General features: G+C 41.0%; 16 protein-coding genes. All 16 read left to right on the forward strand.

Annotation, left to right across the window (positions count from 1 at the left end; genetic code table 11):
- The first annotated feature begins 164 nt into the window (after positions 1 to 164).
- The gene (locus ACWICE_RS11235) at positions 165 to 1,040 is read left to right on the forward strand and encodes a diacylglycerol/lipid kinase family protein (protein ID WP_185213228.1); all 876 of its coding nucleotides are present in this window, start codon (positions 165 to 167) and stop codon (positions 1,038 to 1,040) included.
- 2 nt (positions 1,041 to 1,042) lie between these two features.
- Positions 1,043 to 1,393: a translation initiation factor gene (locus tag ACWICE_RS11240; RefSeq protein WP_454290843.1), complete on the forward strand. Its 351-nt coding sequence runs from the start codon at positions 1,043 to 1,045 to the stop codon at positions 1,391 to 1,393.
- 416 nt (positions 1,394 to 1,809) lie between these two features.
- Positions 1,810 to 2,640, forward strand: coding sequence for a MotA/TolQ/ExbB proton channel family protein (locus tag ACWICE_RS11245; RefSeq protein WP_093099604.1), 831 nt, complete (start codon positions 1,810 to 1,812; stop codon positions 2,638 to 2,640).
- A 99-nt stretch (positions 2,641 to 2,739) separates the two neighbouring features.
- Complete coding sequence (locus ACWICE_RS11250) at positions 2,740 to 3,396, forward strand: ExbD/TolR family protein (RefSeq protein ID WP_093099602.1); 657 nt, start codon at positions 2,740 to 2,742, stop codon at positions 3,394 to 3,396.
- Between the two features lie 9 nt (positions 3,397 to 3,405).
- Complete coding sequence (locus ACWICE_RS11255; protein WP_185213226.1) at positions 3,406 to 3,963, forward strand: ExbD/TolR family protein; 558 nt, start codon at positions 3,406 to 3,408, stop codon at positions 3,961 to 3,963.
- Between the two features lie 23 nt (positions 3,964 to 3,986).
- Positions 3,987 to 4,868, forward strand: a complete 882-nt coding sequence (locus tag ACWICE_RS11260; RefSeq protein ID WP_454290844.1) for an energy transducer TonB — start codon at positions 3,987 to 3,989, stop codon at positions 4,866 to 4,868.
- Between the two features lie 6 nt (positions 4,869 to 4,874).
- A complete protein-coding gene (locus ACWICE_RS11265; RefSeq protein WP_093099596.1) occupies positions 4,875 to 5,111 on the forward strand; it encodes a hypothetical protein in 237 nt (78 codons plus the stop codon).
- Between the two features lie 35 nt (positions 5,112 to 5,146).
- A complete protein-coding gene (locus tag ACWICE_RS11270; RefSeq protein WP_254530281.1) occupies positions 5,147 to 6,103 on the forward strand; it encodes a PstS family phosphate ABC transporter substrate-binding protein in 957 nt (318 codons plus the stop codon).
- A gap of 27 nt (positions 6,104 to 6,130) precedes the next feature.
- Complete coding sequence (locus tag ACWICE_RS11275; protein ID WP_454290845.1) at positions 6,131 to 7,879, forward strand: tetratricopeptide repeat protein; 1,749 nt, start codon at positions 6,131 to 6,133, stop codon at positions 7,877 to 7,879.
- 968 nt (positions 7,880 to 8,847) lie between these two features.
- Positions 8,848 to 9,051 carry a DUF6965 family protein gene (locus ACWICE_RS11280; RefSeq protein WP_376780675.1) on the forward strand — a complete coding sequence of 68 codons (204 nt, stop codon included), beginning with the start codon at positions 8,848 to 8,850 and terminating at the stop codon, positions 9,049 to 9,051.
- A gap of 733 nt (positions 9,052 to 9,784) precedes the next feature.
- Positions 9,785 to 10,240 carry a COG1470 family protein gene (locus ACWICE_RS11285; protein ID WP_454290846.1) on the forward strand — a complete coding sequence of 152 codons (456 nt, stop codon included), beginning with the start codon at positions 9,785 to 9,787 and terminating at the stop codon, positions 10,238 to 10,240.
- A gap of 62 nt (positions 10,241 to 10,302) precedes the next feature.
- Positions 10,303 to 11,259: an ABC transporter ATP-binding protein gene (locus ACWICE_RS11290; protein ID WP_454290847.1), complete on the forward strand. Its 957-nt coding sequence runs from the start codon at positions 10,303 to 10,305 to the stop codon at positions 11,257 to 11,259.
- A gap of 2 nt (positions 11,260 to 11,261) precedes the next feature.
- The gene (locus tag ACWICE_RS11295; protein ID WP_454290848.1) at positions 11,262 to 12,257 is read left to right on the forward strand and encodes an ABC transporter permease; all 996 of its coding nucleotides are present in this window, start codon (positions 11,262 to 11,264) and stop codon (positions 12,255 to 12,257) included.
- A gap of 468 nt (positions 12,258 to 12,725) precedes the next feature.
- Entirely contained in the window at positions 12,726 to 13,106 is a 381-nt protein-coding gene (locus ACWICE_RS11300) for an NADH-quinone oxidoreductase subunit A (protein ID WP_093099584.1), read from the forward strand.
- Positions 13,107 to 13,148: 42 nt separating this feature from the next.
- Positions 13,149 to 13,703: an NADH-quinone oxidoreductase subunit B gene (locus tag ACWICE_RS11305; RefSeq protein ID WP_093099582.1), complete on the forward strand. Its 555-nt coding sequence runs from the start codon at positions 13,149 to 13,151 to the stop codon at positions 13,701 to 13,703.
- Positions 13,696 to 14,199 (forward strand): NADH-quinone oxidoreductase subunit C, encoded by a 504-nt coding sequence (locus ACWICE_RS11310; RefSeq protein WP_093099580.1) that lies wholly within the window; start codon positions 13,696 to 13,698, stop codon positions 14,197 to 14,199. The genes ACWICE_RS11305 and ACWICE_RS11310 overlap by 8 nt, the downstream gene beginning before the upstream one ends.
- Position 14,200 lies beyond the last annotated feature (1 nt).

Below are 14,200 nucleotides of genomic sequence, written 5' to 3' on the forward strand. Positions count from 1 at the left end.
TGGTTTTAGCACTTTTTTACTGTGGTTGCAATCTCCCATTTACATTATGATAATGCTAAATGCAAATCAGTCCACATTTTGTGTGGCACAAAGCTACGATACTTTGCAATATTTAAAAAGTATTTCAACCAAATTATTATCTTTAGCGGAATTAAATGACGTAAATGAGAAAGAAACGCATACTGTTTGTAATCAATCCAGTATCTGGTGGGAAGAAGAAAACAACGTTTAATAAACAGGTACTCGAAGTACTGGATTTAAACAGATTTGACCCGACGTTTAAGATTACCAATCACGCTAATCACGCCTATGAACTTGCTAAATCTGCGATAGATGAGCAGTACGATGCCGTCATTGCCGTAGGTGGCGATGGCACGATCAATGAAATAGGGACGGCCTTGGTGGGCAGTGATATTCCATTGGGCATTGTCCCTGAGGGTTCTGGGAATGGATTGGCGCTTTATTTAGGTATTCCGATGAATGAGTCTGCGGCTTTGCGCAGGATCAATCGGTTTGAATCGGTCGACATCGATTGTGGAAAGATCGGGGAACGTTGTTTCTTCAATATTGCGGGTATCGGTTTTGATGCTTCAGTAAGTGATCGCTTTGCTTCGGAAACATTTAGGGGGCCGGTTGGATACCTTCGCACGATAATTAACGTTATTAGTAAGTATAAGCCTAAGAAATACACATTGAACATTGATGGTAAGGTCTACGAACGGGAGGCCTTTATGATATCGGTTGCGAATTCACCGCAATATGGCAATAACGCCTACATTGCGCCGAATGCATCCATCAATGATGGGGTATTGGATGTATGTATTGTGCATAAATTTCCGTTATATACATTACCGATGATGATCTTCCATCTCTTCAACAAGACTGCGGACCAATCCGAGTATGTAGAAATAATACCAGGGAAGAAGATCTGTATCGAGCAGGAGGGAAAGGCACCATTGCATTTGGATGGAGAGCCGATGGATTTAGGAAACAAGATTGATATAGAAGTGCAGGGCAATGCCCTCAAGATTATTTGTTAGTTATGGTAAAACAGAAGAAGCAAAGATTCGAAGGGATCGTTTATTCGACCTCTGACGATTATGAATATACCGATTCGGATGGGATGGAGGAAGAGGACACCATTCCCAATGAGAAGCAGAAACTGAAGGTCGGCTTGGACAAGAAACAGCGGAAGGGGAAGGTTGTGACCATCGTGACGGGATTTATAGGGACTGGTTCAGATTTGGATGATTTAGCCCGTAAATTGAAGCAGCGATGTGGCGTAGGGGGGAGTGCCAAGGATGGTGAAATATTGATACAAGGTGATTTTAAAGAAAAAATTATACAATATTTAACTTCCGAGAAGTACCAAGTTAAATCCTTTGGTGGTTAAACATGGAATTGTCCTGTAAACGTTTAAAAAACAAAGAAATAATGGGGATTTGGTTAAAAATAGGGGGTGCAAAGGCGGGCGGTATTGTAAGTAAATACTCACTTATTTTTAACATTTAACGATTTGATAATTTGCAATTCAAAAAAAAAATGGTTTTCATTGTAAAAAATATGGAATATTCAACCGTTATGTGATACGACAAAAGAAGCATTGATTTGAGAGCTGCTGAAGAACGTCAATGAGTAGGTAACACAGCCTAAAAGTTAAATAATCAGATATCTTCAAATTAATTTTGTTTTTAACAGAAAATGCTATATTTGTTTTGAATTAATGTAAAATAACGGCATTTAGCTTGCATTAAATTGAATTTAACTTAATAATTAAACAACAGTAAAAAATCTAAAAATTAGTAAAAAATGGCAAACGCACCAAAAACTACAACCCCAGCTAAACAAGAGAGTGGCAATGCGGGTAATCTATTTGCAAGTTTAGCAATTATCATTTGTCTAGTAATTGGTTTCTTGGTTTACAAGTTTGTGATGGGTGATCCTTCAAACTTTATCGATGAGAATCCAGCGAACCAACCAAAACCAGGTAACTACTACGGTATGGTTTACCATGCAGGTTACGTAGTACCAGTTCTTCTAGGTTTATTCTTAATGGTATGGGTGTTTTCAATCGAGCGTCTTATCGTTATTGGTAAAGCATCTGGAACAGGAAACGTAGGTAACTTCGTAAGAAAAGTACAAGGATTATTGAGATCAGGTAACATTGATTCAGCTATCCAAGAGTGTGACAAGCAAAAAGGTTCCGTAGCGAACGTAATCAAAGCTGGTCTTTTAAAATATAAAGATGTTGAAGCACATCCAGGATTAGATACAGAGAAATCGGTATTAGCAATCCAAAAAGAAATTGAAGAGGCTACTACCTTAGAAATGCCAATGTTAGAGAAGAACTTAACCGTTATCGCAACATTAGTTTCTATTGGTACATTGACAGGTCTATTAGGTACAGTAACAGGTATGATTAAAGCGTTCTCGGCTTTAGCTACAGGTGGTGCACCAGATTCAGCAAAATTAGCGAACGGTATTTCTGAGGCCTTGATCAACACGGCTACAGGTATCGGTACATCAACAATCGCGATTATTTTCTACAACATCTTAACTTCTAAGATCGATACGTTAACATATTCTATTGACGAGGCTGGTTTCTCAATCGTACAAACATACGCTGCAAACCACAAATAAGAAGATTCGAAAAAAAGTTGAATTTATTTTATGCAATGTTCAACGGTTTCGCATCATTATTAAAAAGAAATAGAGTGTTCACATTAAAGAAGTAAAGAAATGGGAAAAGCAAAAGTAAAAAGAGCCAGCACATCGATCGACATGACGGCGATGTGTGACGTGTCTTTCTTGCTTCTTACATTCTTCGTTTTGACAGCAACTGCACGTCAGCCAGAAGTAATGCCCGTAGACACCCCTGCATCCACTACGTTGGATAAATTACCGGACGATAACTTAGCAGTTATCACCGTAGGTAACCAAGGGAAAGTATTTTTTGGAGAGAAGAACCCTGAGGTTCGCGTAAAAACTCTTAAGAATATGTCGGCAAAATATGGTGTTGCGTTCTCAGAACAAGATTATGAGAAGTTTAAAGGACTAGATGAGTTTGGAGTACCTTTCAAGCAATTGCGTGCCCTACTTTCATTACCAAATGACAAACGTACTTTAGAGGTTCAACCAGGTATCCCCGTGGATAGCACCGAAGAACTTTCAAACGAGTTGTATCATTGGGTTCAACAGGCTCGCTTGGCAACGGTAGAATTCAACCGTGACCAAGAGACCAAAGTGAAGAACTGGTCAGATCCAGGAGCGATGAAAGTAGCGATCAAAGCAGATGCGGAAGAGAAGTACGCGGTAATGAATTTGATTATTGAAACACTGAGAAACCAAAAACAAAACAAATTCTTCTTTGTTACCGGTTTACGTCAGGAAAAATAATAAGAGAAAATGGCAGAATTAAATCAAGACTCCGGCGGCGGCAAAAAAGGCGGCAAAGTTAGGTCGAAGAAAAATGGAGGTCGTGTAGATTTAACCGCGATGGTGGATCTAGCATTCCTTCTGATTACTTTCTTCATGCTAACAACTTCCTTGAACAAGCCACAAGCCATGGATGTTAACATGCCTGATAAGAATAAGGACAAGAATGAGTTGAACCCTGAGATTGAAATCGCAGATAACCGTTCGATCACCTTATTGCTAGGATCAGATAACAAGATCGCTTGGTATTATGGACAATTAGCAAACCCAATCTCGGCACCCGCTGTAGTAGACTATAGCAAAGAAGGAATCAGAAAGATCGTCCTTGAGAAGAAAGCTCAGGTTCCGCAAGTGTCAGGAGGAAAAGACCTAATCGTCGTAATCCGTCCAAGTGACAGATCAGTACAACGTAACCTCGTTGATATACTAGATGAAATGAAAATCACTGATGTTAAACGTTTCATGATTTCGAAAATCAAACCTGAAGAAGTTGAGGTTTTGAAAACAAACGGAATCTATAACGAATAATTCATCAGACAAAAAGGAAAAAAATGATCGGTTCAAAATTAGATTTATTTAAGAAAGAATGGCTAGATGTCGTTTTCGAGAATAGAAATAAAGAATACGGAGCATATGCATTGCGTAAATACGCACCAAAAGCTACCAACATCGCTTTATTCTCAGTTTCGGCAGTAGTCCTTGCTTTCACGGCTATCAAAGCCTTCGATATAAAGCTTTTTCCTGAGAAACCTGTTGAGGAAGTAGTAGAAGTTACTCCAGTTACTTTAGAGGATTTAGAGATCCCTGAACCACCTGAAGAGGAAGAGCCACTACCTCAAGAGGAAGAGCCACCTCAACGTATCGCTGAGGAACCACCGGCGGAAGACCTAATCCGTTTCCCAGAGCCTAAGGTTGTTGATGCGAGACAAGTAAAAGAAGAGGTTGTTTCTCAAGAAGAGATTAAAGAGAAAAACGCTACTCCAGCACGTATTACCCTGAAAGGTACCCCAGGTGCATCAGGTGTTCCTACTGGAGAGTTCGGTCCGAAGAAAGTGGAAGGTGCTATCACGGGTAGTACAAAAGGAGAGGTGGACGGCGATGCTAACAAAGTTTATGACTTTGAGGCAGTTGAGGTTCCAGCATCTTACCCAGGAGGTATCAATGCATTCCGCCAGTTCGTATCGAGCACACTTCAATATCCACAAGCTGCAATCGATGCAGGTGTGAAAGGTACAGTTGAGTTGTCCTTCGTGATTGACAAAACAGGTGCTTTGACAGATATCAAAGTGGTAAAAGACGTTTCTTACGGTACAGGTCAAGCAGCGATCACTGCATTGAAGAAATCAAAGAAATGGCAACCAGCTATCCAAAACGGTCGTCCGGTTCCAGTTCGTTATTCATTGCCAATTCGCTTAGACTTGTCGCAAATGTAATTCGATATGTCGAATCATTCAACAAGAAATAATTTTAGACAGAAATCGCCCACACAGCGATTTCTGTCCATTTTAGGACTATTCATGTTCCTCTTTTATTTTGTGTTGGGATTGTTGATCATCTTTTGGAGCGGATTTCCAATTGAGATCGATCCAACCTATAAAAAGATCTTCGGGATACTCCTAATCGTCTATTCATTTATGCGTTTTGCCCGACTTTGGCAAAATAATTTCAGGAATTAATTAATCCTTGAGGCATTAAATCATTCTAAGATAATATGAAGGGTAGATTATGGTATGTACTGGCGATGCTTCTGATTGTAGCTTCAGCGATTTCCTGTTCACAAAATAGAAATAAAGGACAGGAAAGTGCAGACAGCACGACAGCAGGCGCTGGCACTTCAAAAGATGATATATTGACAGGTGAACTTTCGGTCATTGTTGATGAAGCAGTCCTTCCAATCATGCTGGAACAGGTAGAGGTTTTCAAGACATCCTATGTCAATGCGAACATCAAACTGATTCCATTGCCAGAACGCGAAGCAATCAATGCTTTAATTAAAGGCGAGGCGGATATTGCGATTTTGAGCAGGTTATTGAACAAGGAAGAAAATGCGGGTTTCAGCAGTCGAAAAATTAGCCCGAGGACATTTCCGGCCTTCTATGATGGGGTGGTTTTTTTCAATAATTTGAGCGCTAGAGATACTTCAATCGATATTCCGACGTTAACATCTTTATTGAAGGGTGATTCCAATACGGGAAAACGTTTGGTTTTTGACAATGTGAATTCAAGTACTCTTCGACGCGTGAAAGAATTTGTAAAATTGGATAAAGTCTCAGGGCAATCTGTAAAAGGTATGAAGACCTCCAAGGAGGTTGTAGAAGAGGTATTAACGGATGCAAATAGCATCGGTGTAATGTCCTATGGTCAATATTTAGATTGCGTTTCACAATTTGGAGAAGAAAATAAAATTCGTATCTTAAGCCTTCAAAGTTTGAAAGACGGGAAAAACCTTGGTTTTTTCAAGCCTTCCCAGACCACGTTTGCTACCGATGAATACGCTCTGAAGACAGAGTTTCACGTGTTGAATTATCAACCAAATTTGGGTTTGGGAATTGGATTTTCTGCTTTCTTGACAGGAGACCGTGGGCAGCGGATTGTGCTGAAATATGGGTTATTGCCCGTGACGATGCCAGGTCGAGAAATTATCATACGAGAAGACAACATAAATTAGTTTATAACAAAGAGTAAATAACAGATTATGACAAACAGCAAATTATTTTTAAGCCTTTTGGTTGCGGGAGCTTTTGCTACAGGAACAGCACAAGCTCAAAGTATCAAAGATGCAAAGGCTGCAATTCAAGCTGAACAATATGACAAAGCTAAAGCTATGTTGCAAAATTTAGTTCAGAAAAAGGCAAAAGATGGTGAAAACTATTTTTACTTAGGTCAAATCCACTTGATCAACGATAAGGTCGATTCAGCACAGATCGTTTTCCAGGAAGGTGTAACGAACGTTCCTAAGGAAAAATTGAATACTGTAGGTCTAGGTATCGTAGACCTTGAAAAAGGAAACGTGAGTGCCGCTGAAACAAAGTTCTCAGAAGCTTCACAAGGCATAGGCAAAAAAGAGTATGAAATCCCTTACTTTATCGGTAGAGCGTACATTGATGCCCCAAAACCGGATTACAAGAAAGCGGTTGAATACTTGACCAAAGCGAAGGAAATGAATGCTAAGGATGCCTTAATCCCTACAGCATTAGGTGATGCTTACGCTGGACTGCGCGAAAGTAGCCCTGCATTCGTAGCGTACCGTGACGCTTTGGCAATCGATGACAAACTATTGGCTCCAAAAATTGGTCAAGCAATCATTTCAAGGAGAGCGCAAGCTTATGACGTAGTATTAGAGCAATTGACCACGTTGGCTGGTGAAAACCCAGAATATGGTCCAATCTACCGTGAATTGGCAGAAACTTATTACTTGTCATCCATCAAAGCACCTGAAGAGCAATACCGTGAAATCAACCAGAAAGCAGTTGAAAACTATAAAAAATACTTGTCACTGACAGGTGATGCTTCCATTGATGCTAAAGTACGTTACGCTGACTTCTTGGTTTATTCAGGTAACTACGATGAATTGAAAACAGTAGCTCAAGAATTATCAACTGTGGAAGGTGTTGATGCCAAAGTATACCGTTACTTAGGTTACATCTCTTTCTTGCAAGATAAAGACTATCCAAAATCATTGGAGTACATGACCACTTTATTCAGCAAAGTTGATACTGCACGTTTGATCGGTCGTGACTACCTGTACGCTGGTTTAGCAAACTTAGTAGCAGGTGATGCTGCAAAAGGCGCTGAACTATTGAAAGTAGCTGAAACTAAACAGACTGAAGATGAGAACTATGATGAAGAAATCTCAGAAACTGCCTTTGAATACTTCAAGAACGGTGAGAACGAAATCGCAGCTAAGATCTTCAGGATCCCTGCCAGTAACGACAGCTCAGATTATTTCTTCGATTCAAACTTCTACTTAGGACAGATTGAGTACGGCATCGGTTCTAAATTGGTAACCGTTCCTGAAGGTACTGAATTGACTCCTGAAGAAGTTACTGCTAAGATGAATGAGGCTAGACCACATTTAGAGGCTGCAGTAAAATCGTTGGGTACAGTAGCTGCATCAACTAAAAAAGAAGTTGTTGACAAATACAAAATCCCTGCGTTATACTACAAAGGATTAACTGAATTAGCTTTGGATAACGTAATGTACGATCCAGAAAACGCTAAAGGTTTGTTCGTAGATTCATTCACTCAATTGCTATCTGCTATTACCGCATCTGGCAAAGCTGAAGAAGAAGCGAACAAAACTTACGCTGCTGATGCCAATAACTATATCGGTTACTTCGCATACCTAAAAGGTGATACAGCTAAAGCTAAACAACATTTTGGGGAAACATTGAAGTTGAAACCAGATGATGCCTTCGCTACCCAGATGATGGGTGCACTTTAAGGGAGTTCGAACAAGATTTATATAATGGAGGCCGCTTTTTGCGGCCTCCATTATTATTTAGAAATTTAAGAGGATTGACCGTGGTTGGATTTGAATGGCCAGGCGGTGAAATCGGGACTAAATCCAAATACAAATACGTTAACGGTCATCAAGCGTTGATCTCCCTACGCCGTTTTGGTTGAAATCCGTATATTGTTCCATGAAGTCCTCAACTCTTTTATATTAAGTGCCTTGATTATGCGATAAGGGGATTTGATACCGGGACTAACCTAATTTTAAATGATTATTGAGGAAAGCTGGTTACTTGACCACTTTCTGACCTTTTCATCTTGTTCCGCTTGCCCAATCTTCTACTGTGTATTTCCTAAGATGTGATTTGCCCGGTCCAATGGTCCTTAGTTAGGACCTGCCAGATTTTTTTCAACTACCTAAATTCCCCTGTATGGGATGCACATTCGTTCAAGATCATCAATTTCTTTTTAAGCGCGGTTTGCATATCCTTGCCAGGCCAATCAACCTTTTTCTACTTCACCTTTCCTGATAATTTAGCGGTTGTGCAAAATGGCAAATTTTCCAGATTTTTCCTGTATTTGCCAAAATAATTACCTGTCCCGTGAGTTCTGCAGGAGAATAAAGGCTCAATTGGTAAAGGTTAGGGTTGTTTAACTGCTGTATAGTGGCCAGTCTTGCCCTAAATCTATCGGGCCGGCAGGAACAGCTTTTTTTAGTATATCACAACTGTTCTCATATCCGCTTGTGGGATTTTTGACAATACAGCTTCCCTAAACACTCACAAGCCAGTGGTGAGATAAAGTGGAGTGATTCTCCCAATTAGACCAAAATCATGAAACGATGCTTCTAGGATTAGATATTCAGGCCTATCTCTAATTCCTGGACTAGTTCATGGAGGCTAAAAAATCACTCTTGAACTGTATGGAGCTTCTTTCATTTTTATTTATTTTTGGCATGTGACGATTAATGAACTAAAAAATGAATTGCTCAACAGGCAATATGAAGACAACATACGGATCGCACCACACATTGTGGTGTGCAATGCAGAGCGGTTCCTTCAAAAACAGTTCAGGGACTGTGCCAATTGGAAAAAGGATCTTGATTCTTGCCCAAGCTACGATCGGTTGATTCTCTTCCATAAAGCTGTTTCAGGACGCTGATTGACCAGAACCAGGTTACCTGACTTAAGACTGCTTGTGTTTTTAAGCTAGTGATCCCATTGGTCATGTGGAATTGAGTGATTTAGGACTATCAATTACCGTTATACTTGACGAAATGGAGTTTTGGCTTGCTAGATAGGGACTCCATTTCCGGACCCTGATAATTGCTCGGCCAGTGTTACCTCAATTCTTAAAAAATGTAAAAAAACCACTTGACACTTGAATTTAAAGGATTTGATTTTTAGATTAGCCAAAACTTTATAAAAACGGGATTTTCCATTTCATTTGACATTTTTTCCAAAGCTATCAATTTAAAATAGTTTAATAGATTATGTTACGAAAAACCAAATTTTCCAGATTTCAGGCCAAGCCTTTTTTTTTCCTTCTAATCTGCATGGTAATCCACTCGGGTTATGTGCTTAGCCAAAGCAGCCACATCCAGAACAGTTCCACGCAGGCTCCATTTCGGAGTCGCTTGATGAATGTCGAGGCAGCTCGGAACGAGACATTTAGGTACCATGCAACCTTAGAAAACTTATCCAAGACAACTAAGATTTACATGCTCCAGGCCGAATTGCCCCCGGGGTGGTTAGCTAACTTCATGGTAGAGGGGACCCCCGTGCGCTCCCTAGAGATGACGGCTGGCAAAAGCTATGACATAAACATTGAGGTAAATCCCTCTCTATTGGCCCCTCCGGGGAAAACGTCCTTTCTCATCCTCGCAATTTCCGAAATGGATACCCTTAAACTTCCGCTTGAAGCTGTCGTAAAAGGTTCATTCAATCTAGATCTCTCCACCCCTACCGGCAAGTTGAACGAGGAATTGGTTGCTGGGAGGAAAAAGGAGCTACTGTTTGAACTCAAAAATTCCGGCTCATTGCCTTTAACTGAAATTGAATTGAGCGGTCTCCCACCTAAAAGCTGGACGGTGACCTTCGAGGATGCGCAAGTCAAGGAATTGGCCCCTGGTAAGTCCATTACTGTAAAGGCTCTTATTGAGGTCCCTGAAAAGAGCATTGCGGGTGACTATGTCCTTAAGGTTTCTGCAAAGAACGCCAATGTATCTGCAGAAAGTGCCATTAGGGTCCAAGTTAGGACCTCTGTCTGGACGGGGCTGTGGGGGATTGCCATAATATTGATTTCGATAGCCTCCATTTTCTTTTTGATAAGGAAATTCGGCAGGCGCTAGCAAATTTCCATCAGGTCCTAATTATATAATCCATTATTTTATTGTGGGTAAACTTCCATGAAATGAAAGAACCGATCATTGAATTTGAAAATCTTTGCAAAAATTATGGTAATAAAAAAGCCGTAGACAACTTGAACCTTCAAATATATGAAGGAGAAATCTACGGTTTGCTAGGTCCGAACGGTGCTGGAAAAACAACCACTATCTTAATGATGATGGGACTTACCGAACCAACTTCTGGTATGGCGTCCGTAGATGGCATGCAATCAAACAGGAACCCGATAGAGGTTAAGAAATTGGTTGGGTACTTACCTGACAGCGTGGGGTTCTACGAAGGAATGTCACCTTTGGACAATTTAAGGCTTATAGGCCGGTTAAATCAAATTCCTGAAAAAGAAATAGAAGAAAGATCGCATCTTTTACTCCAGCAGGTAGGGCTGGAAGAGGATAAGCAAAAGTTGGTGGGTACGTTCTCTCGGGGAATGAAGCAGCGTTTGGGCCTGGCAGAAGTGCTAATCAAAGATCCTAAAATTATTGTCCTCGACGAACCTACATTGGGTTTAGACCCCCGCGGCATTAAGGAATTCCTGGCACTTATACAAGACCTTAGCAGGAGAAGGAACATTACTGTATTGTTGTCTTCCCACAATTTGCACCATGTCCAGCAGGTCTGTGACAGGGTGGGGATATTTGTCCAAGGAAAATTGATAGCGAGTGGAAATATTGCCGATCTGGGCCATTCATTGAATAAAAAAGATGGTTTTTTTACCAGTGTTCAGACCCAGGTTTCGACCCTGGGGCCTTCTGTTTTGAAAACGCTTTTAAGAGAGCTTCCCGTCATGAGGATTGATTTAATTTCGGAAAACCATGCCGAGATCACTACCTCTGAGGAATGTACTGCTTCCATCGTAAAGATCCTTGTCACAGAAGGATACGATATTACCTCGGTACAAAGGGACAACCTGACCCTTGAACAGATTTACCAACAATATTTCCTTGAAAACCCTAAATTTTTATAAAGATGAATATCCATAGTACCTTACGCACAGCGCAAATTGGTGTAAGTCATTTTTGTAGTCCTTTTTGGATTCTGGCACGGAAAGAAATTGCTGACATGGTTAGAAGTTGGAGGTTCCGAATATTAATTTTGTTAGTTCTGTTAATATTAACGAGTTCCATTACCCACGTCGTGGAACAGGTGCCGGCCTGGATCCAGAACAATGATCTCTTAGAATCGGATTTTCCATTTCTCAAAATATTTACCTCGTCGGGTTCAACCCCTTCGTATTATGTACTCATAAGTTTCGTCGCTCCCCTACTTGGGATAAGCCTAGGGTTTGACAGAGTGAATTCAGAATTTCTAAGCGGAACGATGACACGAATTGTTACCCAGCCAATCTACAGAGACAATATTCTATTGGCCAAATTTTTAGCACCCATATTTGTCCTGAGTGTATTATTTCTTTGTGTAACGGGATTGGTCGTTGGAACCGGAATGATTTGGACTGGATTAAGCGTTCAGCTTGTAGAAATTATTCGGATATTCGCCTTCATCTTTCTGTTGATTGTTTACCTAGGGTTCTGGTTGGCCTTTTCGTTATTGATGTCCATAGTTTTTAGACAGCCCTCGTCTGCGGCCCTCACATCATTGAGTTTATGGTTGTTCCTGACCATATTTTTTCCCATGCTGACATCACTCATTGTCCAGCAGCTGCTGCCTTTGAAACCTTTCATGTCAGTAGAAGAGCAGTTCTCAAGGCAGGAATTGGTGCTGAATATATTGAGAGTCAGTCCAAGCCAATTGTTCATAGACGGGAGTACTTCCATCCTGATGCCAACCGTAAGGAGTTTAGGTCCGCTGAACATTGAGCAGATGGAGGCAGCGATCCCAGCACCATTGCCGATAATTGATAGTTTATTGATAGTTTGGTCCCAGTTAACTGGATTAATAGCGGGAACTTTGGCCCTCTTTGCCATATCCTACTATCTTTTTATGAGAAGGGAAATTAGAAATTAACCCGTTTCCTTACTGTCCCATGGCAAGGCCCCCACGGTAGCCAAATGTGCATAGCTGCAGCTCCAATGTAGGGGGACGAGCTTTTAGCGCGCAATCTATCTTCTGGCGATAGCATTAGGTTCTATCGAGGAGCTTGATTAGGGCGGACTGTAGTAGATCAAGGTAACCGTAGGCTTTTGGGAAATTTGGCTTTAGGTCCAATAACCAGGTGTCCAGACCACTTTCTTAGGATAAGCTAGGTCTTTGTCCTGCGGAATGGCGAGCGGCACACCAAATTGTGCTCGCTTACCGATGTGGAAAATCTAGCGGAATCTAAACGGTGCTGGTTCAAGCGTCAGGTATTGTCCATTGGGACTATTTATAATGTTTCAAAATAACAAAAAGCAAAGCTATACGGCTGTCCCTCACTTTTTTTATTGACATAAATTGTTATTTTTGCTAGACTACTAATAGCGATAAACTAAAGATATGGAAGGATTAGCAGGGCAAAGTGCACCTATAGATTATATTCCTATATTGATCCAATTGGCTGTGGCCGTTGGCTTCGGTGTTACGACAATCATCGGTACCCATTTAATTGGTCCTAAAGTGCGCACAGAGAATAAGCTTAGTGCTTTTGAATCTGGGGTTGAGGTTGTCGGGAATGCAAGGCAGCCGTTTTCCATCAAATATTTCCTGGTAGCAATCTTGTTCGTCATCTTTGATATCGAGGTGATCTTTATGTATCCATGGGCAGTTAACTTCCGTGAATTTGGCGTTCAGGGGTTGATAGAGATGTTTGTTTTCATGGGACTATTGCTTTTAGGGTTTATTTATGTCATTAAGAAAAAGGCATTGGATTGGGACTAGCCTTGGGCCTATTCCTTGAAGATCACTTTAATAAACAGAGAGATGAGTAATATTACCTTATCAGATGCGCCTCCTGGTGTAGAGGGAGCAGGATTTTTTGCAACGACTTTGGATAAAGCCATAGGTTTGGCGAGAGCCAATTCCTTATGGCCATTGCCATTTGCGACGTCCTGCTGTGGAATTGAGTTTATGGCAACGATGGGATCTACCTATGATTTAGCGAGGTTTGGTGCCGAGCGTCCGAGCTTTTCACCAAGACAGGCTGATATGTTGCTAGTGATGGGGACCATTGCAAAGAAGATGGCTCCGGTATTGAAGCAGGTTTATGTTCAGATGGCAGAGCCCCGTTGGGTAATTGCTGTTGGTGCATGTGCTTCTAGTGGAGGTATTTTCGATACCTATTCCGTGTTGCAGGGGATTGATGAGATCATTCCGGTGGATGTTTATGTTCCTGGCTGTCCTCCGCGTCCTGAGGCAATCTTAGATGGAGTACTAAGACTTCAAGATATTGTAAAGAACGAGTCTTTGAACCGAAGAAATACGCCTGAGTATAAGGCTTTATTAGAAAAGTACGGAATCGCAACAGATAATGGATAAGTTGACTAATCAAATGGTTATTGATAAACTGAATGCAGAATTCGGGGAATCAGTAAACCATATAACAGAACCTAAAGGACTGCTAACAGTCGAAACCGATAAGGAAAATATCATAAAGCTGTTGACCAGCATCAAGGATGATGAGGCGATGCAGTTTATTTATTTGACTGATATTACTGCGGTCCACTATCCGGAACGTGAAAAGCCTTTCGCTGTTGTGTACCATGTCCATAGTTTAGTTCATAATGTCCGCATTCGGATCAAGGTTTTCCTGGAAAAGGAAAATCCAAGTATTCCAAGTGCCACGGTTCTTTGGAACGGTGCGAATTGGATGGAGCGTGAAACTTATGATTTCTTTGGGGTCAATTTTGAAGGACATCCGGATTTAAGGAGAATTCTTAATATGGATGATCTGGGAGTTTTCCCGATGCGCAAAGAATACCCGCTGGAAGATCCAAACCGTGTGGACAAAAAGGATTTTTATTTTGGACGTTAAG

It is taken from the genome of Sphingobacterium sp. NPDC055346 (genome assembly GCF_053645235.1).

Bases quoted from the DNA above. Each gene is read 5' to 3' on its own strand.
- ACWICE_RS11255 (WP_185213226.1), top strand. From the start codon at position 3,406: ATGGCAGAATTAAATCAAGACTCCGGCGGCGGCAAAAAAGGCGGCAAA.
- ACWICE_RS11270 (WP_254530281.1), top strand. From the start codon at position 5,147: ATGAAGGGTAGATTATGGTATGTACTGGCGATGCTTCTGATTGTAGCT.
- ACWICE_RS11310 (WP_093099580.1), top strand. From the start codon at position 13,696: ATGGATAAGTTGACTAATCAAATGGTTATTGATAAACTGAATGCAGAA.
- ACWICE_RS11240 (WP_454290843.1), top strand. From the start codon at position 1,043: ATGGTAAAACAGAAGAAGCAAAGATTCGAAGGGATCGTTTATTCGACC.
- ACWICE_RS11245 (WP_093099604.1), top strand. From the start codon at position 1,810: ATGGCAAACGCACCAAAAACTACAACCCCAGCTAAACAAGAGAGTGGC.
- ACWICE_RS11305 (WP_093099582.1), top strand. From the start codon at position 13,149: ATGAGTAATATTACCTTATCAGATGCGCCTCCTGGTGTAGAGGGAGCA.
- ACWICE_RS11235 (WP_185213228.1), top strand. From the start codon at position 165: ATGAGAAAGAAACGCATACTGTTTGTAATCAATCCAGTATCTGGTGGG.
- ACWICE_RS11260 (WP_454290844.1), top strand. From the start codon at position 3,987: ATGATCGGTTCAAAATTAGATTTATTTAAGAAAGAATGGCTAGATGTC.
- ACWICE_RS11290 (WP_454290847.1), top strand. From the start codon at position 10,303: ATGAAAGAACCGATCATTGAATTTGAAAATCTTTGCAAAAATTATGGT.
- ACWICE_RS11300 (WP_093099584.1), top strand. From the start codon at position 12,726: ATGGAAGGATTAGCAGGGCAAAGTGCACCTATAGATTATATTCCTATA.
- ACWICE_RS11285 (WP_454290846.1), top strand. From the start codon at position 9,785: ATGGATACCCTTAAACTTCCGCTTGAAGCTGTCGTAAAAGGTTCATTC.
- ACWICE_RS11275 (WP_454290845.1), top strand. From the start codon at position 6,131: ATGACAAACAGCAAATTATTTTTAAGCCTTTTGGTTGCGGGAGCTTTT.
- ACWICE_RS11250 (WP_093099602.1), top strand. From the start codon at position 2,740: ATGGGAAAAGCAAAAGTAAAAAGAGCCAGCACATCGATCGACATGACG.
- ACWICE_RS11295 (WP_454290848.1), top strand. From the start codon at position 11,262: ATGAATATCCATAGTACCTTACGCACAGCGCAAATTGGTGTAAGTCAT.
- ACWICE_RS11265 (WP_093099596.1), top strand. From the start codon at position 4,875: ATGTCGAATCATTCAACAAGAAATAATTTTAGACAGAAATCGCCCACA.